Raw genomic sequence first — 19,238 nt, forward strand, 5'->3', positions numbered from 1 at the left:
CCGGGGAATAAACCGCAGGTCTCACCGGGTTTTGTGAGCTGCGGCCAACGCCGATCCTGATGGGTCGGCGTTTTTGTTTCCGGCGCCATCAGCTCAAAGCCCCCTCGCGACACCGACATGGGCTCCGCCCAACTAGGATTAACCCTAGATTTCCCAAAATCACCGCCCTAGTAAAAACCCGCGCATTCTCCATCGTCCCCTGCCACAAAGCCTTCAATCCACCCATCCTATAACCTTTCAGAATATGGCATTCAAATAAAAGACTTTGACGCATATCATCACCGAATCTAGCATGTGCCACTACAGCCCCGAACCACCTAGATTGAGGACCCACCATGAAACTGAATCTACTGCCAGCCCTGACCCTGGTCGCGCTCGGCCTCTGTGCCGGCCCACTGGCATCGGCCTATGCCCAGGACAATCGCCCCATGCTGCGCATGAGCTCTGGACAAGCCGATAACGGGACGCTCGATCCGGATCGCGCAACCACTACCGCCGACCTGGGCGTGGTCAGCGAGATATTCAACGCACTGGTTCGCTTCCCGCCCGGCAGCGCCGACCCCACCAAACTTGAGCCGGATCTGGCCGAAAGCTGGAACGTATCGGACAACGGCAAGGTCTGGACCTTTCATTTGCGCAAGGGCGTGCAATTTCATGGCGGCTATGGCGAACTCACTGCCGCGGACGTGGTTTACTCCCTTGAGCGCGCTGCCGACCCCAAGCGTTCAAGCTTTGCGTCAAATTTCGCTGGTGTAGACAAGACTGAGGCTCCGGACGATTACACGGTGCGTGTCACGCTGAAGTACCCCGACACACGCTTCCTGGATCGCGTATCCGACTACCACGGCGGCTATATCATCAGCAAGAAGGCCGCCGAGAAGCTGGGTACCCAATTCGGGGCCTCGCCCATAGGTACCGGCCCCTTTGCTTTCGGCGAACATATCACCCAGCAGTACGTGAAGCTGGTGGCCAACGACAAGTACTATCGCGGCAAGCCCAAAGTCGCAGGCATCATATACCGCATGATTCCCTCCGATAGCGCTCGCCAACTGGCATTCGACTCGGGCGAATTGGACCTTATTTATGGCAAACGGGAACAACGCTGGGTAGAGCAAGCACGCAAGCGTGGCTATAACGTTGATATTTTTGATCCGGCGGAATTCCGCATTCTGCACCTGAATCGCCAATTCAAACCGCTGAATAACCTCAAGGTACGCCAGGCCATTGCAGCCGCCGTCGATGTCGACCAAATCATGAAGTATGTCGGCAAGGATGTCGCGGCCAAGGGCTGCTCTGTCGTGCCCGACGGCTACCTGGGACACGACTGCAGTGCCGACGCCTATGTACACGACGTAGCCAAAGCCAAGAAGTTGCTGGCCGAGGCGGGTTACCCCAAGGGAATCGAACTCAAGTCGATAGTCTCGAATATTTCTGCCCAGCAACCCATCATGGAAATCGTGCAGGCGCAATTGGCTGAAGCAGGCATCACGCTGGATATGGAAGTGGTGGACCACGCCACCTACCAGGCGCGCAGCCGCAAGGATCAGAGCGCCATCGTCTTCTACGGCGCCGCCCGATTCCCAAATGCCGATGCCTATTTGTCCGAGTTTTTCGACTCCGCGTCGGAGATAGGCTCACCCACAGCCATGTCGAACTTCTCGCACTGCTCGGTTGGTGATGCAGACATACGCGCTGCCCGTATCGAGCCCGACCCGGTCAGGCAGCTCGCGCTTTGGAAGGACGCCCAGCGCAAGATTCATGACGATGTCTGCGGCGTTCCGCTGTTTGGTCTGAAGCAGGTGTGGGTTCACTCCAGCAAGATGCACTACGGCTACGACCTGAAGGGTTCGATGAATCTGGCGCCGCCCATTACCGAAAAGACCACACTCGACACCAAATAAGCGGGAAGCCGTCACACATTATGGAACGACTCATCCGATACCTGTTGTGCCACGCGCCGGGCCACGTCCACGAAAGCTTCGACCAGGCTTGCATTGCGGGCGGCACCCACGCGGCACAACTGAAAAGTGGACACGAGCTCCGGATCGAAACGGCGCAGAACAATGCGTTTGCCTACCCATTCCGCGAACAATGGGTGCACCAGCGACACACCCAGCCCCGCCGCAACAAACTCGCACACCGTGGACGCCGTCACGGCATTGAGCACGGGGTTCAGGCGCGCCCCCGCGGCACTGAAAGCCTCCTTCACCAGTTTGTCTGTCAGGCTGACGGATTCAAACGTTATAAAGGGAACGTTATCCAGATCCTTGGCGCGGATTACACGCTTCTGCGTCAACGAATGGTTCAAGGGCAACGCGCAGAACAAAGGCGAAGAAAGCATGGGCTCCCGATCGATATAGGGATTCTCGACAGCATTGCTCACCAAAGCCACGTCAATCTGCCTGGCTACCAGCCAGTCCGCCAGGAATTGGGAGCTGCGTGTATGGATGGACACATGGACGCCGGGATGGGCCTTGATGAAGTCCATGGTGACACGGCGCACGAACGAGCCGGACAGCGCAGGCATGACGCCTATGCACAACTGCCGCTGCTCGTCACGGCGAATCGAGTCTACAGCGTCCTCGAGCTGATGCAGGCCGACAAAGATACGGTCGATTTCTTCGTACAGGCGCATGCCGTGGGGTGTAGGCGCCAGCTTGCCTTTAACGCGCTCGAACAAGGCCAGGCCTGTGTCTTCCTCAAGTTTCATCAGCAGCTTGCTGACTGCGGGCTGGGAAACGAACAGGGCATCCGCCGCCCGATTGACCGTGCCCTGCTCGATCACGGCTTTGAAAGCTTCGACTTGGCGCAGGTTCAGTGATTTTTTCATACACCCATCCAAAAGTACGCGAATGACCAAACTGGAATCTTATGACGTAATCGTGATTGGCGCCGGCATGGTGGGCGCAGCCATTGCCTACGGCCTGGCCGGGCGGGGCCGCGACGTCCTGGTTCTGGATGGCGCCGATACCGACTACCGGGCCGCCAAGGCCAACTTCGGCCTGGTCTGGGTGCAGGGCAAGGGGTACGACGCCCCCGCCTACCAGAAACTGTCGCGCCACTCAGTACGATTGTGGCCGGAGTTTGCCCTGAACCTGGAGCATGAAACCGGCGTGGCCCTTGATTACGAAAACCGGGGCGGCCTGCACTTTTGCCTGGGTGAACAGGAATGGGCTCAACGCCGGGCCAGATTGGACGCCTGGCATGTGCAGGCCGCGGACGAACCGCCCTATACCCGCATGCTGGACCGGGAGCAATTGCAGGCCATGTTGCCCGGTGTGCGCTTGGGCCCTGATGTAAGCGGCGCAAGCCTGGGGAAGACCGATGGTCACGTCAACCCGCTCAAGCTTCTTATCGCTCTTCATAAGGGCTTGATGCGGCGCGGGGCAACAATCCTGGGGAACCGCCCTGCCACAGGCATTACGGCACTGACAGGCGGCGGCTTCTCCGTCACGGCCGGAGGCGAACGTTATGAAGGCGCGCAAGTAGTCATTGCCGCGGGCCTGGGTTCCGCGAGCTTGGGCCGCATGGTGGGCCTGGATGTCCCGCTGCGTCCCCAACGTGGCCAGCTCCTGGTTACAGAACGGCTGCGTCCGCTGCTTCCCCTGCCGGCCAGCGGCATACGTCAGACAGCGGAAGGCACCGTCATGATTGGTGTGACGCAGGAAAATGTCGGCTACGACTTGCACACGACCTCCAGTGCGGCGGCGCGCATGACCCACAACGCCTTGCGCATACTGCCCGACCTTGCGCAGGCGCGCCTGGTACGGCATTGGTCGTGCCTGCGCATCCTGACGCCGGACGGCTGCCCGGTCTATGCCGGCTCTATTTCCCATCCCGGCGCCTGGATAGCAGTTTGCCATTCCGGCGTAACCCTGGCCGCGTTTCATGCCGGCCCCCTTTCGGACTGCCTGCACGATTCGACGTTAACGGCCAACCTGGATTTCTTTCACCATGAGCGATTCGATGTTTCGACAACTGCTTGATTCCGGCGCGCAAGCGCTCACCCTCTATATCGATGGCCACGCCGTCAAGGCACAGCCCGGCGATACCGTCGCGGCCGTGATGCTGCGCCAGGATTCTCCCGTAACCCGCACAACGCCTGTGCTGGGCAATCCACGTGCACCGTATTGCATGATGGGTGTGTGCTTCGAATGCCTGGCGATCGTGGATGGCGTGGCGTCGACCCAAACCTGCATGCTGCCCGTGCGCGAGGGCATGCAGGTCGAACGTCAACATGGCAAACGGAGCATCGTATGAACGAAAAGATCGACTTGCTTATTGTTGGGGCGGGCCCGGCCGGCATGCAGGCCGCGATCCAGGCCCGAAGTCATGGCTTGAGCGTGCTGGTGGCCGACGATCAGCCGGCCCCCGGCGGGCAGATATGGCGTGCCGTAGAACGCGTTGCCGATCAGGCTACCGGTGCTATTCTGGGAGAGGACTACCGCGCGGGCGCGGCGGTGGCTCGCAACTTCCGCGGCTGCGGCGCAGACTACCGCCCGTTGACCCAAGTGTGGCAAATAGAACAGGGTTGGCATGTGTACATGACCCAAGGCGAGAAAGCGACCGTCGTGCAGGCGGACAATATTCTGCTGGCTACCGGCGCCCAGGAGCGGCCTGCCCCCTTCCCCGGCTGGACCCTGCCCGGCGTCATGACAGTCGGGGCGGCTCAAATCCTGCTCAAGACATCGAACCAGGTTCCCGCAGACCCGGTATGGATCGCAGGCAGCGGCCCACTGGTACTGTTGTACATCAAGCAACTACTCCAGGCAGGCGGCAAGGTAGCTGGTTGGCTGGATACTTCACCTAAAGACAGCACACGTCGCGGCATGCCGTATTTCCTGTCCGCGATGCGCAACTGGCGCGACCTGCGCAAAGGCTATCGCTGGCTACAGGCTATCCAAAGGGCGGGAGTTCCCGTACATCGAGGCGTAGCCCAATTCCGCGCTGAAGGCGATGACCGTGTGTCGGAGATCGTCTTTTCCGCCGGCAACGGCCCGGAACAGCGCGTGCCGGCCAAGCTATTGCTGGTCCACGAAGGTGTGGTGCCCTCCATTCATATGAGCAGTGCCATCGAGTGCCGGCACGCGTGGGTCGACAGCCAGCGCTGTTTCGCGCCGCATGTGGACGCCTGGGGCGCAACAAACCAGCCGGGTATCTACGTTGCGGGCGATGGCGCGGGTATCGCCGGAGCGCGCGCGGCCGGCTTGCGTGGCCAGCTTGCAGGCCTTGCCATTGCAGTACGCGCCGGCAAGGTGACCACGGCAAACGCCGATGCGCTGGCCGGGCCGTTACGCAAGCAGTTGGTGCGCGAGCTGGCTCTACGGCCCATGCTCGATGCCATGTACCCACCGCGCGCCAATACGGCATCGCCCTCCGACGACACCATTGTGTGCCGATGCGAGGAGCTCACGGCTGGGGACATACGCGCCGCCGCGAAGCTGGGCCAGCCGGGGCCGAACCAGATCAAATCCTTTACCCGCGCCGGCATGGGCCCCTGCCAGGGACGCCAATGCGGCTATACCATTGCCCATATTTTGGCCGAAGCTCAGCAACGCCCTGTTTCAGAGGTGGGCTTTTATCGCATCCGCCCACCGCTGAAGCCGCTGACACTGGGCGAGCTGGCTTCCCTGACCGACGAGGCAGCCTCGCGATGACAGCACCCGTCTACGATGTGGCCGTCATCGGCGGCGGCCTGCATGGCTTGTCTTCGGCGCTGCACCTGAGCCGGGCGGGCAAGCGCGTGATCGTTCTCGAACGCCACTGGGCAGGCCGCCACGCTTCGGGGGCCTCCGCAGCGGGCGTGCGCACCTTGAACCGCGATCGCGGCGAGCTGGACCTTTCCCTGGAAGCCATGGAGATGTGGCGCAGACTGAACGAGCTGGTGGGCGACGACTGTGGCTTTCATGCCAATGGACAGCTTTGCGTAGCCGAAGACGAGACCACCCTGGCACAGTTGCAAGCCCATGTCGACGCACTGCGAAGTGATGGCTACACGCACGAGGAACTGGTTGGCCCTGACGAGCTGCAACGCCTGCTGCCGGCGCTCAGCCCGCACTGCCGAGGCGCATCGATTGCACGCCGCGACGGCGCCGCGGACCCACACCGCGCGTTGCGCGCTTTCCGCCTGGCGGCACAAGCGGCCGGCGCCACTCTGCACGAGCATTGCGGCGTCAATGCCATCGAACGGCGCGGCACCGAGTGGATGCTCATCACGGACAAAGGCAATTGGACGGTACCCGCCATCGTCAACGCCGCCGGGGCCTGGTCTGCCCGCATCGCCGCAATGGTCGGGGACGACATTCCATTGCAGGCCAAATCCTCGATGATGATGGTGAGCGAGCGTTTGCAACCTTTTATCAAGCCTGTGGTGTCTATCGTTGGACGCTCGCTGTCATTCAAGCAGTCCGATCAAGGAACCCTGGTGATAGGCGGAGGCCTGCAGGGCATACCCAACCTGGACAAGGAAACATCAACGGCCCGCATGCTCGTGCTGGCCAAGGGTGCGCAAGCCGCCACGGATCTCTTCCCCGGGGTAAGGAATGTCCGGATCGTGCGCGTGTGGGCTGGCCTGGAAGCTAAAACCGAAGATCTTCTGCCCATCGTCGGCCCTTCGCCGAATGCCCCGGGCGTGTTCCACGCCTTTGGCTTTTCCGGCCACGGGTTCCAGCTTGTGCCCATCGTGGGTGCGGTGCTGACCGACCTGATCGTACGCGGCAAAACCGACCGGGCCATCGATAAGCTTGGCGCCCAACGGCTGATGGGTACGCCACCAACAAAAGAGGCCCCTCGATGATACGCTTCACCATCAAACGGCTGCTGCAGGCCATACCAACCTTGCTGGCCATGCTGACAGCCGTGTTCATTCTGGTGCGGTTGGTGCCGGGCGATCCGGCCGCGGTCATGCTGGGCGACCATGCCAGCGCCGCGGCACTGCAGGCGCTGCGATTGCAATTGGGCCTGAACCTGCCCTTGCATGAGCAATACCTGAATTTCCTGGGAAATGCACTGTCCGGCAACCTGGGTATTTCAATGTCAACGGGCAGGCCCGTGCTGCAGGAAGTGGCTTCAGTGCTGCCCTGGACGTTGCAATTGACGGCTTCGGCCATTCTTATCGGTACGCTCTTCGGCATTCCGCTGGGCGTGTGGGCGGCACTGCGGCGCAACGCGTGGCCCGATTATCTGGGCCGCCTGTTGTCACTGACCGGTCTCTCCTTCCCGGCCTTTGTGTCGGCCATACTCATGCTGCTGGTCTTTGCCATTCAACTGAGATGGTTTCCCGTCATCAGCCATGTCACGACAAGCAGCTGGAAGGATCTGCTGCTCAACCTCGCGTTGCCGGCGTTCAACTTAGGCCTGATCATGATGGCCTACGTCATGCGCGTAACGCGCTCGTCCATGCTCGGCGTGATGAGCGAGGATTACATCCGCACCGCACGCGCCAAGGGGATACGCCCCCTGCGCCTGACCGTCCGCCACGGTTTGCGCAATGCGCTGATTCCCATCGTGACCGTGATTGGCCTGTATTTCGGGACGCTGATCGGTAATTCAGTTCTAACCGAGATCGTGTTCAACCGCCCGGGCTTGGGCAAGTTGATCCTGGGCGCTCTGAACGTACGCGACTACACCCTGCTGCAGGGTCTGATGATCGTGTTTGCCTCCTGCGTGATTCTCGTCAATCTTGTGACCGACCTGATCTACGGGCTCGTTGACCCAAGGGTAAAGTACCAATGACTTCAATCGCTACCGCCGCCGCGCCGGCCGCGCCGCGCTCCAACGCTCTGTGGGCTGCATTGGGCCGCAACCGTCTTTCATGGATCGGGTTAGGCCTGCTGCTTGCCATCGTCCTGATGGCCATCTTCGCACCATGGCTCGCTCCGCACGACCCGCTGAAGCAGAATATTGTTTCCCGCCTCGAACCCCCTTCTTTCGAGTTCTGGCTCGGCACCGACAGCTACGGGCGGGATGTGCTCTCGCGTCTGATCTATGGCTCGCGCGTTTCGCTCATGGTGGGCTTTGTTGCCATCCTCATCGCCATGACCATAGGCTCTTCCCTGGGCGTTCTGGCCGGATATCTGGGCGGCGTATTCGATCGCCTGGTCATGGGCCTGGTGGACGTGCTTCTGTCCTTTCCCACCCTGGTGTTGGGCCTGATGATAGCGGCCATGCTCGGCGCAAGCCTGGAAAACCTGATCATTGCAATTGCCATCACCGAGATAGCGCCATTCGTGCGAGTGGCGCGCGCGCCTACCATTGCCCTCAAGAACCGCGACTTCATCGAAGCCGGGCGCGCCCTGGGCTACAGCCCGCTGCGCCTCATGGGAGTACATATCGTACCCAACATGATTTCAGACGTTATCGTTCTAGGTTCGCTGTGGATGGCATCGGCCATACGCACTGAAGCGTCGTTGAGCTTCATCGGTTTGGGCGTTCCGCCCCCCACAGCTACCTGGGGCAGCATGATACGGGAAGGCTTCGAGCACATTCTGGATGCATGGTGGCTGACGGTATTCCCCAGCCTGGCGATCCTGCTCACTGTACTCGCACTGAACCTTCTGGGCGATGCCTTGCGCGACGCCATCGACCCCAAGCTGCGTTCGGAGTGAGCATGGCCACAGAAACCCCATCCCTGGAGCTGCGCGATCTGCGCACCGAGTTTCGCATCGACGGAACATGGTATGCCGCCGTGCGCGGCGTATCGCTGTCGGTTGCCAAGAATGAAACCTTGGCCATCGTGGGTGAATCGGGCAGCGGCAAGAGCGTGACGGCCTTGTCCATACTGCGCTTGATGCCCAGCTCGGGAGCGCGGCACGGCGGCGGCCAGGTATTGCTGGAAGGCAAGGACTTGACCGGGCTTTCAGAAAGCCAGATGGCAGCCGTGCGCGGCAACGACATCGCCATGATCTTTCAGGAGCCCATGACCTCGCTCAACCCCACCATGACCATCGGTGACCAGATTGCCGAGGCTGTGCGCCAGCATAGAAAACTGGGCTGGAAAGAGGCTCGCAAGATTGCCCTGGACGTTCTGGAGGAAGTCAAGATTCCCGCGGCGACCCAGCGCTTTAATGATTATCCACATCAATTCTCGGGTGGCATGCGCCAGCGCGTCATGATTGCGATGGCGCTCGCCTGCCGCCCAAAAGTATTGCTGGCGGACGAGCCGACCACGGCGCTCGATGTCACCATACAAGCGCAGATTCTGACCTTGCTGGATGATTTGAAACAGGCCTATGGCATGTCGGTTGTCTTTATCACACACAACCTCGGGGTGGTGGCGCAAATTGCCGACCGGGTTGCCGTCATGTACGGCGGAGAGATTGTGGAACTGGCCGATGCCGACACCCTGTTCGCTCGCCCCACCCACCCTTACACCGAAGCGCTTCTGCATGCCATGCCGCGCGTGGATACCGACACGATCTCGTTAAAGCCCATACCCGGCAGCGTGCCGGCAATTACCGCCATGCCCAAAGGCTGTACCTTTGCGGCGCGCTGTCCTCTGCGTGAAAGCATCTGCGAGACGGAGCATCCATCGCTGAGCACACTGGCAGACGGACGACATCAAGTGCGCTGCTTTGTGCGTGCACGCCAATCAGGAGAACCGGCATGAGCGCCCTCTTGCAAGTCAAGAATCTGGTCAAGCGCTTCGAAAGCGGCGGTGGCCCGCTGGGCGGCCCGAAGCAGATCGTCCGGGCCGTCAACGATGTGTCGTTCGATGTGGAGCGAGGTCAATCCGTGGGCCTGGTGGGAGAATCCGGCTGCGGTAAATCCACGGTGGCACGCACCCTGTTGCGCCTGGTTGAACCTGACGAAGGTTCCATCATCTTCGATGGCATCGAGCTGCGAAATGCAAATTCGGCGCAGATGCGCAAATTGCGCCAACGCATCCAAATTGTGTTCCAGGACCCTTTCGCCTCCTTGAACCCCAGGCTTACGGTGCGCCAGACGCTCTCAGAGCCGTTGCGCGTACATAAATTGGGAACTTCGCGCGAAATCGACGCACGCATTCGCCGGACACTGGATGAAGTGGGCTTGCCGCACACGGCGCTGGATCGCTACCCCCATGAGTTCTCCGGCGGCCAACGCCAGCGTATAGGCATAGCGCGAGCCCTGGTGCTCGATCCCGAGCTGATTGTGGCCGATGAGCCGGTGTCGGCCCTCGACGTATCCGTGCAGGCACAGATACTGCAACTCATGGAGCGCCTAAAGCAGGAGCGGCGTCTGTCTTTCGTGTTTGTATCGCACGACCTGGGCGTAGTCAGGCATTTCTGCGACAAAGTCTGCGTCATGTACCTTGGCCGCATCGTCGAGCGAGGCAATACCGCGGAAGTTCTGGACTCTCCTTTGCATCCGTATAGCAGGGTCCTGCGAGATTGCTCACCCGTACCCGACCCGGCTGCGCGCATTACTCTGAGCAGGATCACCGGCGAGATACCCGCACCCACGAACCTGCCCCCAGGTTGCACCTATCACCCGCGTTGCGCGGTCGCCCAAACCGACTGCAGGGCACAGGTACCTGTGCTGGCCGAAGTTTCTCCGGGGCGCGATGCCGCATGCTTTCATCCGCTGGTGAAGGCATTGGAGCAACGACCTTGACCCGTCCCGACTCACACGAACAAACCGGCATAGTGCGGCTCATCGCCGCCTATGTCGAGACGGCCCGTGGACAGCGTGCCCTCGAGCCGGCGCGGGACGCGGCTTTCAGATGCATGCTCGACCTGCTTGGGGCAACGGCGGCAGGCATCAATGAGCCCGGCGTAGTTGCCATTCGCGGCATGGCTCTTAAAGCCATGGGCGCAGGTAGCGTCCCCGTCTGGTTCGCGGGCCTATCCAGTTCCGTCATTGGAGCCGCGTGGGCCAACAGCGCGGCCGCCTCAGCGCTGGACCTCGATGATGGCCACCGTCTCGCTCGCGGCCATCCGGGAGCAGCGGTTATTCCAACCGCCTTCGCTGTCGCCCACGAGACCGGCGCCACGCTTGAAGAGCTCATCAGCGCCATCGTCATCGGCTATGAAGTCAGCGTTGCGATCGGCGCCGCGCGAGTCGTTTATGGAAACACCGGAACGTGGTCCTCCTACGCAGTGGTTGCCACCGCCGCCGCCCTTCGCCGAACGCCAAGCGCCATAGTGGCTCACGCCTTGGCGATCGCCGGAGAGAGCGCACCCAACCAGTTATTTTCAAGCGCCTCGGCACCTCGAGCCCCCGCCCCGGAAGGCAGCGCCATTAAAGAAGGCATCCCCTGGTCGGTCGTCACAGGTCTGGTCGCACTGGGTTTGGCCGAGGGCGGTCATACCGGGCCACGCAACATCCTCGACAACTCCCTCCACTACCGCTTCCCCGACGACCTCTCGCTAGGATCGTCCCTGCACATCCGCAATACCTACTTCAAGCTCTACGCTTGTTGCCGCCACGTGCATGCGCCCGTCGACGCCATGCTCAACGTAATCCGCCAGCACCACATTAATGCCAACGAAATCGACGCGATCGAAGTCGAAACCACTAGCGGCGCAATGCGCATCTCAAACAGGGCGCAGCCTGAAAATCTCATCGACGTCCAATATAGTATTCCCTACTGCCTTGCCCTCGCCGCCTTCCATGGCCCTCAGGCCCTGCTGCCGCTCACGACGAAATCTCTGGCGCATGATGATGAGTTGACGGGGCTGGCGAGGAAGGTGACGTTATCGCTCAGTCCCGAATTCGATGCGGTTTTCCCAGCCCAGACATTGGCTCGTGTCACGGTTGCCTGTGGAGGTCAGCGCTTTGTGTCGGATATTACGGCGCCTAAAGGCGAGGCGACCAATCCGCTATCGTGGGCAGAGCTTGAGGCGAAGTTCAGCGCAGCAACCCGAATGGTTGCTACCCATACTCAACAGAACCAGGTGCTCGGCGCCATGAACGATGCCCGGGCGGGCAACCTGGCTGCACTGACGGCCTGCTTTGAGGGGCTGACTTTAAATTCCATTCTTCGTGGCTAATGCGCTCATAGACTGAACTCTGCTTCGAGCTGACAATTATTGGTTATTCGGTAAATACCGATTAGAATACGGTAAACGCCGATTTCTGTGGCGCAACACAGGAGGCAACCATGTTTGCTGAAGTTATGCGAGATGCGGGATATGCCGCGTACCGATCTCGACTTTACGCCTTGCTCGGGATTCCCGAAAATGCCACCGATAATCAGATCCACCAACAAATCATGGCAGGTTTCCCGGCGTCACGCCTCGTAGAGCTTTGTGAAAAAGGCGACGTATCGCCCATCGAGCGTGATCAAATTATCCCTTTGCGAACGCTGAAAACGCGCCTGAGCAAAGAGCAACCGCTGACCGTTGACGAGAGCGACCGCTTATACCGAGCCGCGCACATTGCGTCTATGGCCGAAACCATTTTTGGTAATCGGGAGAAGGCCAAACGCTGGCTGAGCAAGCCCAAAGAACGGTTCAATGGCGAACCGCCTATGGCCATGCTGCTCACGTTGCAGGGAACTCGCCAAGTCGAAGAAATGCTGCTGCAAATGACTGAAGGGTACGCGTTTTGATTCTATGGCGTGTCAGCGCATTTGCCGACCTCAGCGGCCTTGGTGGGCTGCTGGCCAGTGGCCGTTGGCATCGATCCGGACGCCCTATTGTTTATTTGGCTGAAACCCCGTCCGGTGCCATGTTGGAGGTCTTGGTTCACTTGGAAATTGACCCCGAAGACATTCCAGATAATTTGCGGCTGCTGCGTGTGGATATCCCCGATCACGCCAGCGTGCAAACACTTGATGCCCTTCCTGCTGGATGGGAAGAAAACGCTCACGGCACACGCGATATGGGGGACTCATGGTTAAGAAAAAGCAATACCCTGCTGCTTCGGGTACCCAGTGCGATCATGCCGCACACCCATAATGTTCTGCTTAATCCGGCACACCCACAGGCTTCTTTGGTTAAAGTCACGGTAGAAACACTGCAATTAGACAAACGGCTGCTCAAAGGGTTGTAGTGGTATAGCGGTCCCGCGCTTCCCTCAACGCCTTGAGTTCAACCTGATGGGTCTCGGCCCAGGTCCACACGCTACAAAATGCGGCACACAGGCTCTCGCCAAGCTCCGTCAATTGGTATTCCACCCGGGGCGGCACTTCGGGGTACACGGTTCGGGTAACGAATCCATCCTGCTCCATCTGGCGCAGGGTTTTCGTCAACATCCGCTGGCTGATATTGCCCACGAGCTGCCCGATGCGCGTAAAGCGTTGGACGCCATGCTGGGCCAATACCTCCAGCACCAACATGGTCCATTTGTCGGCCACCCGTCCGATTACGTCCAGGACGATTCCGTCAATCTCGGGTGTGGACGCCTCCCCCGTGGGAGACACGAAGGTAAGCACCTGGGACGGTTGTTTCAGCGTGGCCATTTTTTTCCCCAATAGTTATTATTAGGTAAGTACCGCACAAAAATGTGTCTACTTCCTGGATGAGAGTAATGCGTATATTCTCGCACGATACGTGATTCAACTACTGGAGAAATTCATGCAAACCTCAAACAATACGATCCTGATTACAGGCGGCGGCTCGGGAATTGGGCGCGCACTGGCCGAAGCGTTTCATCGCCTGGGCAACGAGGTCATCATTGCGGGACGGCGCAGGAAGGCGCTGGATGCGGTAGCAGCGGCCAACCCGGGCATGAAGACTGCGGTGGTCGACGTGCAGAATCCAGACGATATTCGGCGCTTTGCGGATCGCGCATCGCGCGATTTCCCATCGTTGAATACTCTCATCAACAACGCAGGCATCATGAAAGGAGAGGACTTGCGCACGAACCCCATAGACGTCTCGGTTGCAGAGGCCACGGTGATCACGAACCTGCTTGGCCCCATCCGCCTGACGGCGGCGCTGCTTCCCCTGTTAAGGAAACAGGCGCAGTCCACTGTCATGAATGTGTCTTCAGGGCTGGCGTTCCTGACGCTGGCGCATACCCCGACCTATAGCGCGACCAAGGCGGCCATACATGCCTACAGCGATGCGTTGCGCTACCAATTGCGGGACACTCGTGTGGGCGTTGTGGAACTGGTGCCGCCTTATGTACAGACCGGGCTGACGGGTGAACGCCAGGCCAGCGACCCCCGTGCCATGCCATTGGCCGAGTTTATCGACGAGGTGATGAATATCTTGCTGACCCAACCCGATGTGCAAGAGGTCCTGGTCCAGCGCGTGCTGCCGCTGCGCCTGGCGGCCGAACAAGGGCGGGAAAAGTACCAGGAGCAGTTTCGCAGCTTCAATGACGCGCTTGCGGCGGGTGTGAATTAACGACTCAGTCCGAATAAACGGCCTGGCCGCGCAATGCCCCGTCTGCCAGGCTATCCCCACCTCTGTTATTGAAGTCTCCCACTGAAGGAAAACGTCCTCGTCCTGTTACGTAAGGGAAAATACTTACGTGTTCACTACTTATTGATATACGTATAGAGTCACATTAAGCTGGCCTCAAGAACGCCACCAATATTCCAATGTGCGCTCGATCACTGATCTTTTTTAAAGGAGACGTAATCATGGACGATTACAAACGGCGCACTTACGGAGACGTCAGCGTTGGCATGAAAGGCAAGGTGGGCATTGTTGTTGTCGACTTCCAGCTAGCCTTCACTCAGGAGCAATATCCGTTGGGAGGTGCACCGCTCGTTATGCGGGCTCTCAAGAACACATCGCGCCTGCTGAAAGTGGCACGCGAACACCGTGTACCCACGGCGTGCTGCTTCACGGCCTACAAATCCAAACGCGACGCTCCGCACTGGAAAATTTCTGCAGTGCTTGAACAATTCAGGATCGATCACCCCAGTTCCGCGCTTGATCCAAAAATCTTTGACGACAGCTACGACCTCTTGGTGCGCAAGACCGGGCCGTCCATATTTTTTCAGACGCCTGTAGTGCCTTACTTCATCAAAGAAGGGGTGGAAACAGTCATTATTACCGGCTGCAATACCAGCGGCTGCATACGCGCCTCCACCATCGACAGCTTCCAGTGGGGGTTTCGCACGATTGTGCCCGAAGACTGCGTGGGCGACATTGAAGAAGGCCCCCACAAGGATAACCTGCGCGATGTAGGTCGGCGCTATGCCGACATCATCTCCGCAGATGAAGCTATCGCCTACATCGAGAGCAGCAAAGCCAATTCATAGCCCATTAAAAATGAGTAAACAGACTGTACGGCATAGTGACCATGTGGATTACAAATCCATATTCGTAACCATGCCGATTGCGCAGATGGTAACCCAGGATCGCATCATCAAGGACTGCAGCGACGCATTTGCGGCTATGTTCAGCACCACTCGGGCGAACACGGTCAACCAGTCGACCCGCATCCTTTACCCAACGCAGGGGGATTTCGAGCGCGCGGGCGACTCGGTAATGTCTGTGCTAGCCCGAAAGGGCAGCTACTCCGACTGCCGTATCATGCGAAAAATGAGCGATGAACTCTTCTGGGTGACGATCCGAGGCTTCACTGCCCACCGCAAGGCCCCGTATCAAGAGGCGCTTTGGGTGTTTACCGAAGTCAAGGCAAGAAATACGGCAGTGGACGAAGTGGCGGCGATTCAGCCAAAGTACCCACCCCCGCGTCGCTCACTGACGCCGCGCGAGCGAGACATTGCCACGCTACTCATTCAGAACCTGACGGCCAAGGAAATTGGACGCGCGCTGAGCATCAGCCACCGTACGGTGGAGTTGCACAAAAGCCGGCTGCTACGCAAGTTCGAGGCAGTGGACACACGTGCACTGGTCGACAGCCTGCTACGCTGATATGACCGACTCGTGCAATTCCCCGGCGCCACTCATTTCTTCTTAGAGATATATCTTTCGAACAATCTCTTCCTTCGTATCTGTGCTGCCTTTGATGGTCGTATCCTCGTGAATCGTGCCACTGCGCAGAATAATGAAACGGTCCGCCACGGCAAGCGCAAGATTGATATCCTGTTCCACCATCAGCATCGTCACCCCATCAACCTTCAGGCGCCTGAAGATGGCCGCAATTTCATTCACGAACTGGGGGGAAAGCCCCCCCGAAGGTTCATCCAGCAACAGCAGCTTCGGTCGGCTTACCAGAGCGCGTCCGATGGCCACCATCTGCTGTTCACCCCCGGAGAGCATGCGCGTACGTTGCCGTTTGCGCTCGGCGAGACGCGGAAAGTAGTTGTAGACTTGCGCAAGGCTGTCTTCGATAAACTCACGTCCGCGATTTCTGCCACCCAACCGCAGGTTGTCTTCAACCGTCAGATCAGGGAACAAATCCCGCTTCTGCGAGACCTGAACCACTCCGGTGCGAAACACAACATGCGGCGCGAGATGCCCGATTTCCGAACCATCGAGCATGATCGACCCTGCGCTCAGCGACACGAAGCCGCTTATGGTATTTAAGCAGGTTGATTTCCCGCTTCCATTGGCACCGAGCAGTACCACGAGCTCTCCCAAAGAAACATCAAAATCAACGCCAAGCAATATGGGATGGTTGCGATAGCCCGACTTTACATTGTGGACGCTCAAGAGCAATTTAGGCATGGCCGAGGTATGCCTCCAACACTTCACGATTCTGGCGGATATCCTCCGGCGTACCATCGGCAATTTTCTCGCCATAATTGAGAACGACAATCCGGTCGGACACGCCCATCACCATCTCCATCGCATGCTCAATAAGAAGAATGCCCAAGCCATGCTCACGTGCCAGCCTGTGTATCGTTTCCCTGAGCTGAATACGCACCGGAGGCGCAAGTCCCACTGCCGGCTCATCAAGTAATAGCAGTGGCGGGTCGGACGCGATGGCGCGCAGGATTTCCACCATTCTTTGTTGCCCACCAGACAACCCGCCTGCAGGGTGGTCCGCTATGTGTCCGATAGCCATGGTTTCGAGCAACTGACGGGCTTTCACCACCGCATCGTGCTCGTGAGCCCTCGATTTCGAGCTGCCCAATAACGAACCAAGCACGGTAGATGGCGTCTTGGTGTGCAAACCGGTAAGCACATTCTCTAAAACCGAGAGATCCCCAAAAAGTCCGCCATTCTGAAAGGTCCGCCGAATACCCTTTTTCGCGATGACATGCGCCGATAGCCCATTGATGCGTTCCCCACAAAAGCTGATTTCACCGGAAGTGATACCTATATAGCCAGTAATCGCGTTAAATAACGATGTCTTGCCCGCGCCGTTGGGGCCAATAACGGCAACGACCTCACCTTGCTTCATTGAGAAACTGACGCCCGAGAGCACCGCCAACCCGCCGAACTGCACATGGACATCAGATAGATTGAGAAAATCGGCCATGGTCAATCCCCGCCGTGATACTGATCACGCAGAATCGGCACAAATCGATACACCAGGCTAATGAGCCCTCTGGGCACAAATAGCAAGACAATAACAATTGCGCCCCCCAGGAATAGTTCGGCCACCCCCGGCCATTGCTGGGCCACCTCTGGAATTGCCGAGAGTACTGCCGCCCCCAGCACCGAGCCGGCCAGGCTGCCAATGCCGCCCACGATCACCATGGAAAAATGCAGGATCAGTTCGGTAACGCTAAACGCCTCGGGCGATACCAGTTGAACGTGGCCAGCATAGAGCGAACCCGCAATGCCAATCACAAAGCCGCCCCAGCCAAACCCCAAAATCACGTATTGCGCCGTTGGCATGCCCATCGCCGCTGCTGCAAGTTCATTGTCGCGCACAGCCATGAAGGCCCGCCCAATGCGTGAACGCAATAAATTGGACGTTGCCTTCACTAATATCACCACCACAATCAGAAAAAATATGAATTTCTTTAATTCGGTATTGAGAGTGAAGCCGAAAAGCGTTGGGGCCGAAAGGCTTATCCCGCCCGACCCCAATGTGAGCGATTCGGCATTCACATAGACCCAGCGCATAAGTTCCACAAAGGCCAACGTAAGCATGGCCAGATAGAACGACCGCACACCGCGTAGCGCAGGGGCGCTCATCGCCACAGCAAACAGGCAACTCACCAGGCCTGCGGGAATAATGGTTACCCAGAAGGGCCACCCCAAGTGATGAATCAGAATCGAGGTGGTGTATGCCCCAACCCCAAAGAACACCACGCTTGCAAATGCCAACTGCCCTGTATTTCCAAGGATCACGTTGAAGCCAACCGTGATCAAAACATAGATCAGTACCAGATTCAGTACATACTGGATGTACGGGTTGACCAAGCAGGCAACCAACAGAGCGATCAGTGGCAAAACATACAACGCCAGCCGCCTCACGCGTTTTTTTCGACGCTCTGACGGTGCAATATCGGCTGCTGCCCAACTCTTTTCCAACGTACCGGTGCCATTAGACACGAACCATCTCCCTTTGCCCAAACAACCCCGTCGGCCTTACCAGAAGCACCACGATTATGACCAGATAGGCAGTAATTTCGATGAAATTCGTGGAAACGTAAGTTCCAAGCAGCAGCTCGGCAATCCCCAGGAGCAATCCACCTACCACCGCACCGAGCAACGATCCGAATCCACCCAACGCCATAGCCGCAAAGCCACGGATGAGCACCCACGCCGACATATCAGGGTACAGAAGTGTGTTCGGCGCGAGCAGAATCCCACCGATGGCCGCCAATGCCCCGCCCAAACCCCACATGACTGCGTAAAAGCGGTTCACATTAATGCCAATTAACGCCGCGCCACGGGCCGACTGAAATACGGCCTGCGCAAGCTTGCCCAACGGCGTGGCGAAAAATGCCACAGCCAGGACAACCAGCAGCAGCGCAACCACAACAGTGACGACAATGTCGCCACTGGAGAGCACCACGCCCTTGACCGTGTACACATCGTTCGGATAGATGGCGGGATACGTTAGTATCTGCGTGCCCGAGAACAGGCGCGCCACCCCACGCAGCGCATAACCCACCGCAATCGCCATCATCGCAATGGACAAATGCGGCCCCGACAATATGGGCTGGATGAACCCGCGTTGAATCACATACCCCAATACGGCAAGCAAGGCGACGCCTAATAGAATCGCCAACGGCAACGGGATGCCAAACGAGACAGAGAAAACATACGTGGCATATGCGCCGGCCATGACCAAATCCCCATGGCCGAAGTTCACCACGGTTGTCGCCTTGAAGATAACGGTCATTCCGAGCGCTACCAGGGCATATAGTGCGCCGTGGGCAATACCACTAACGATAAGCTGCGCAAGCATAAAAAACAATTCCCGACACGTACCTGACCGCTAACTCCGCGCAGCTCCACCAGCAACGGCAAAGCCTGCGCATCAGT

At 58.7% G+C, this 19,238-nt stretch carries 21 protein-coding genes; 15 read left to right on the forward strand and 6 right to left on the reverse strand.

Annotated elements, in window-relative coordinates; translation table 11 throughout:
• Positions 1–335: 335 nt before the first annotated feature.
• On the forward strand, positions 336–1,901 hold the full coding sequence (locus EDC26_RS01510) for an ABC transporter substrate-binding protein (protein WP_132579480.1): 1,566 nt from the start codon (positions 336–338) through the stop codon (positions 1,899–1,901).
• Between the two features lie 11 nt (positions 1,902–1,912).
• On the opposite strand, the gene EDC26_RS01515 is transcribed toward EDC26_RS01510, so the two are convergent.
• Complete coding sequence (locus EDC26_RS01515; RefSeq protein WP_132579481.1) at positions 1,913–2,830, reverse strand: LysR substrate-binding domain-containing protein; 918 nt, start codon at positions 2,828–2,830, stop codon at positions 1,913–1,915.
• Between the two features lie 22 nt (positions 2,831–2,852).
• Between EDC26_RS01515 and EDC26_RS01520 the strand changes: the two genes are divergently transcribed.
• The 11 genes from EDC26_RS01520 to EDC26_RS01570 all read left to right on the forward strand — a co-directional run bounded on the left by EDC26_RS01520 (position 2,853) and on the right by EDC26_RS01570 (position 12,975).
• Positions 2,853–3,986, forward strand: a complete 1,134-nt coding sequence (locus tag EDC26_RS01520; protein ID WP_207915036.1) for an NAD(P)/FAD-dependent oxidoreductase — start codon at positions 2,853–2,855, stop codon at positions 3,984–3,986.
• Positions 3,955–4,260 carry a (2Fe-2S)-binding protein gene (locus EDC26_RS01525; RefSeq protein ID WP_243700739.1) on the forward strand — a complete coding sequence of 102 codons (306 nt, stop codon included), beginning with the start codon at positions 3,955–3,957 and terminating at the stop codon, positions 4,258–4,260. The genes EDC26_RS01520 and EDC26_RS01525 overlap by 32 nt, the downstream gene beginning before the upstream one ends.
• Positions 4,257–5,657, forward strand: a complete 1,401-nt coding sequence (locus EDC26_RS01530) for an NAD(P)/FAD-dependent oxidoreductase (protein WP_132579482.1) — start codon at positions 4,257–4,259, stop codon at positions 5,655–5,657. Before EDC26_RS01525 ends, EDC26_RS01530 begins: the two co-directional genes overlap by 4 nt.
• A complete protein-coding gene (locus EDC26_RS01535; protein WP_132579483.1) occupies positions 5,654–6,796 on the forward strand; it encodes an NAD(P)/FAD-dependent oxidoreductase in 1,143 nt (380 codons plus the stop codon). The genes EDC26_RS01530 and EDC26_RS01535 overlap by 4 nt, the downstream gene beginning before the upstream one ends.
• Positions 6,793–7,734 carry an ABC transporter permease gene (locus tag EDC26_RS01540; RefSeq protein WP_132579484.1) on the forward strand — a complete coding sequence of 314 codons (942 nt, stop codon included), beginning with the start codon at positions 6,793–6,795 and terminating at the stop codon, positions 7,732–7,734. Before EDC26_RS01535 ends, EDC26_RS01540 begins: the two co-directional genes overlap by 4 nt.
• Positions 7,731–8,606 carry an ABC transporter permease gene (locus tag EDC26_RS01545; RefSeq protein WP_132579485.1) on the forward strand — a complete coding sequence of 292 codons (876 nt, stop codon included), beginning with the start codon at positions 7,731–7,733 and terminating at the stop codon, positions 8,604–8,606. Before EDC26_RS01540 ends, EDC26_RS01545 begins: the two co-directional genes overlap by 4 nt.
• Positions 8,607–8,608: 2 nt before the next feature.
• Positions 8,609–9,607, forward strand: coding sequence for an ABC transporter ATP-binding protein (locus EDC26_RS01550; RefSeq protein WP_132579486.1), 999 nt, complete (start codon positions 8,609–8,611; stop codon positions 9,605–9,607).
• Positions 9,604–10,593: an ABC transporter ATP-binding protein gene (locus EDC26_RS01555; protein ID WP_132579487.1), complete on the forward strand. Its 990-nt coding sequence runs from the start codon at positions 9,604–9,606 to the stop codon at positions 10,591–10,593. The genes EDC26_RS01550 and EDC26_RS01555 overlap by 4 nt, the downstream gene beginning before the upstream one ends.
• Complete coding sequence (locus EDC26_RS01560) at positions 10,551–11,972, forward strand: MmgE/PrpD family protein (protein ID WP_132579488.1); 1,422 nt, start codon at positions 10,551–10,553, stop codon at positions 11,970–11,972. Before EDC26_RS01555 ends, EDC26_RS01560 begins: the two co-directional genes overlap by 43 nt.
• 110 nt (positions 11,973–12,082) lie before the next feature.
• Positions 12,083–12,532 carry an antitoxin Xre/MbcA/ParS toxin-binding domain-containing protein gene (locus EDC26_RS01565; RefSeq protein WP_132579489.1) on the forward strand — a complete coding sequence of 150 codons (450 nt, stop codon included), beginning with the start codon at positions 12,083–12,085 and terminating at the stop codon, positions 12,530–12,532.
• Complete coding sequence (locus EDC26_RS01570) at positions 12,529–12,975, forward strand: RES family NAD+ phosphorylase (RefSeq protein WP_132579490.1); 447 nt, start codon at positions 12,529–12,531, stop codon at positions 12,973–12,975. Before EDC26_RS01565 ends, EDC26_RS01570 begins: the two co-directional genes overlap by 4 nt.
• Here the strand turns inward: EDC26_RS01570 and EDC26_RS01575 are convergent.
• Complete coding sequence (locus tag EDC26_RS01575) at positions 12,962–13,384, reverse strand: winged helix-turn-helix transcriptional regulator (RefSeq protein WP_132579491.1); 423 nt, start codon at positions 13,382–13,384, stop codon at positions 12,962–12,964. The genes EDC26_RS01570 and EDC26_RS01575 overlap by 14 nt on opposite strands.
• Positions 13,385–13,499: 115 nt before the next feature.
• On the opposite strand from EDC26_RS01575, the gene EDC26_RS01580 reads away from it, so the two are divergent.
• The 3 genes from EDC26_RS01580 to EDC26_RS01590 all read left to right on the forward strand — a co-directional run bounded on the left by EDC26_RS01580 (position 13,500) and on the right by EDC26_RS01590 (position 15,761).
• Entirely contained in the window at positions 13,500–14,276 is a 777-nt protein-coding gene (locus tag EDC26_RS01580) for an SDR family oxidoreductase (protein WP_132579492.1), read from the forward strand.
• Between the two features lie 239 nt (positions 14,277–14,515).
• Entirely contained in the window at positions 14,516–15,142 is a 627-nt protein-coding gene (locus EDC26_RS01585; protein ID WP_132579493.1) for an isochorismatase family protein, read from the forward strand.
• Between the two features lie 10 nt (positions 15,143–15,152).
• The gene (locus EDC26_RS01590; protein WP_165930870.1) at positions 15,153–15,761 is read left to right on the forward strand and encodes a LuxR C-terminal-related transcriptional regulator; all 609 of its coding nucleotides are present in this window, start codon (positions 15,153–15,155) and stop codon (positions 15,759–15,761) included.
• A gap of 42 nt (positions 15,762–15,803) precedes the next feature.
• On the opposite strand, the gene EDC26_RS01595 is transcribed toward EDC26_RS01590, so the two are convergent.
• Genes EDC26_RS01595 through EDC26_RS01610 form a run of 4 tightly spaced genes read right to left on the reverse strand, consistent with a single transcriptional unit; the run spans position 15,804 to position 19,161 of the window.
• The gene (locus EDC26_RS01595) at positions 15,804–16,517 is read right to left on the reverse strand and encodes an ABC transporter ATP-binding protein (RefSeq protein ID WP_132579495.1); all 714 of its coding nucleotides are present in this window, start codon (positions 16,515–16,517) and stop codon (positions 15,804–15,806) included.
• On the reverse strand, positions 16,510–17,274 hold the full coding sequence (locus EDC26_RS01600) for an ABC transporter ATP-binding protein (RefSeq protein WP_132579496.1): 765 nt from the start codon (positions 17,272–17,274) through the stop codon (positions 16,510–16,512). The genes EDC26_RS01595 and EDC26_RS01600 overlap by 8 nt, the downstream gene beginning before the upstream one ends.
• Positions 17,275–17,276: 2 nt before the next feature.
• Positions 17,277–18,299 (reverse strand): branched-chain amino acid ABC transporter permease, encoded by a 1,023-nt coding sequence (locus EDC26_RS01605; protein ID WP_165930871.1) that lies wholly within the window; start codon positions 18,297–18,299, stop codon positions 17,277–17,279.
• Positions 18,292–19,161, reverse strand: coding sequence for a branched-chain amino acid ABC transporter permease (locus EDC26_RS01610; RefSeq protein ID WP_132579498.1), 870 nt, complete (start codon positions 19,159–19,161; stop codon positions 18,292–18,294). Before EDC26_RS01610 ends, EDC26_RS01605 begins: the two co-directional genes overlap by 8 nt.
• Between the last annotated feature and the right edge of the window lie 77 nt (positions 19,162–19,238).

The organism is Paralcaligenes ureilyticus (assembly GCF_004346225.1).
Taxonomy (GTDB): Bacteria; Pseudomonadota; Gammaproteobacteria; order Burkholderiales; family Burkholderiaceae_B; genus Paralcaligenes; species Paralcaligenes ureilyticus.

Bases quoted from the DNA above. Each gene is read 5' to 3' on its own strand.
- EDC26_RS01510 (WP_132579480.1), top strand. From the start codon at position 336: ATGAAACTGAATCTACTGCCAGCCCTGACCCTGGTCGCGCTCGGCCTC.
- EDC26_RS01515 (WP_132579481.1), bottom strand. From the start codon at position 2,830: ATGAAAAAATCACTGAACCTGCGCCAAGTCGAAGCTTTCAAAGCCGTG.
- EDC26_RS01520 (WP_207915036.1), top strand. From the start codon at position 2,853: ATGACCAAACTGGAATCTTATGACGTAATCGTGATTGGCGCCGGCATG.
- EDC26_RS01525 (WP_243700739.1), top strand. From the start codon at position 3,955: ATGAGCGATTCGATGTTTCGACAACTGCTTGATTCCGGCGCGCAAGCG.
- EDC26_RS01530 (WP_132579482.1), top strand. From the start codon at position 4,257: ATGAACGAAAAGATCGACTTGCTTATTGTTGGGGCGGGCCCGGCCGGC.
- EDC26_RS01535 (WP_132579483.1), top strand. From the start codon at position 5,654: ATGACAGCACCCGTCTACGATGTGGCCGTCATCGGCGGCGGCCTGCAT.
- EDC26_RS01540 (WP_132579484.1), top strand. From the start codon at position 6,793: ATGATACGCTTCACCATCAAACGGCTGCTGCAGGCCATACCAACCTTG.
- EDC26_RS01545 (WP_132579485.1), top strand. From the start codon at position 7,731: ATGACTTCAATCGCTACCGCCGCCGCGCCGGCCGCGCCGCGCTCCAAC.
- EDC26_RS01550 (WP_132579486.1), top strand. From the start codon at position 8,609: ATGGCCACAGAAACCCCATCCCTGGAGCTGCGCGATCTGCGCACCGAG.
- EDC26_RS01555 (WP_132579487.1), top strand. From the start codon at position 9,604: ATGAGCGCCCTCTTGCAAGTCAAGAATCTGGTCAAGCGCTTCGAAAGC.
- EDC26_RS01560 (WP_132579488.1), top strand. From the start codon at position 10,551: ATGCTTTCATCCGCTGGTGAAGGCATTGGAGCAACGACCTTGACCCGT.
- EDC26_RS01565 (WP_132579489.1), top strand. From the start codon at position 12,083: ATGTTTGCTGAAGTTATGCGAGATGCGGGATATGCCGCGTACCGATCT.
- EDC26_RS01575 (WP_132579491.1), bottom strand. From the start codon at position 13,384: ATGGCCACGCTGAAACAACCGTCCCAGGTGCTTACCTTCGTGTCTCCC.
- EDC26_RS01580 (WP_132579492.1), top strand. From the start codon at position 13,500: ATGCAAACCTCAAACAATACGATCCTGATTACAGGCGGCGGCTCGGGA.
- EDC26_RS01585 (WP_132579493.1), top strand. From the start codon at position 14,516: ATGGACGATTACAAACGGCGCACTTACGGAGACGTCAGCGTTGGCATG.
- EDC26_RS01590 (WP_165930870.1), top strand. From the start codon at position 15,153: ATGAGTAAACAGACTGTACGGCATAGTGACCATGTGGATTACAAATCC.
- EDC26_RS01595 (WP_132579495.1), bottom strand. From the start codon at position 16,517: ATGCCTAAATTGCTCTTGAGCGTCCACAATGTAAAGTCGGGCTATCGC.
- EDC26_RS01600 (WP_132579496.1), bottom strand. From the start codon at position 17,274: ATGGCCGATTTTCTCAATCTATCTGATGTCCATGTGCAGTTCGGCGGG.
- EDC26_RS01610 (WP_132579498.1), bottom strand. From the start codon at position 19,161: ATGCTTGCGCAGCTTATCGTTAGTGGTATTGCCCACGGCGCACTATAT.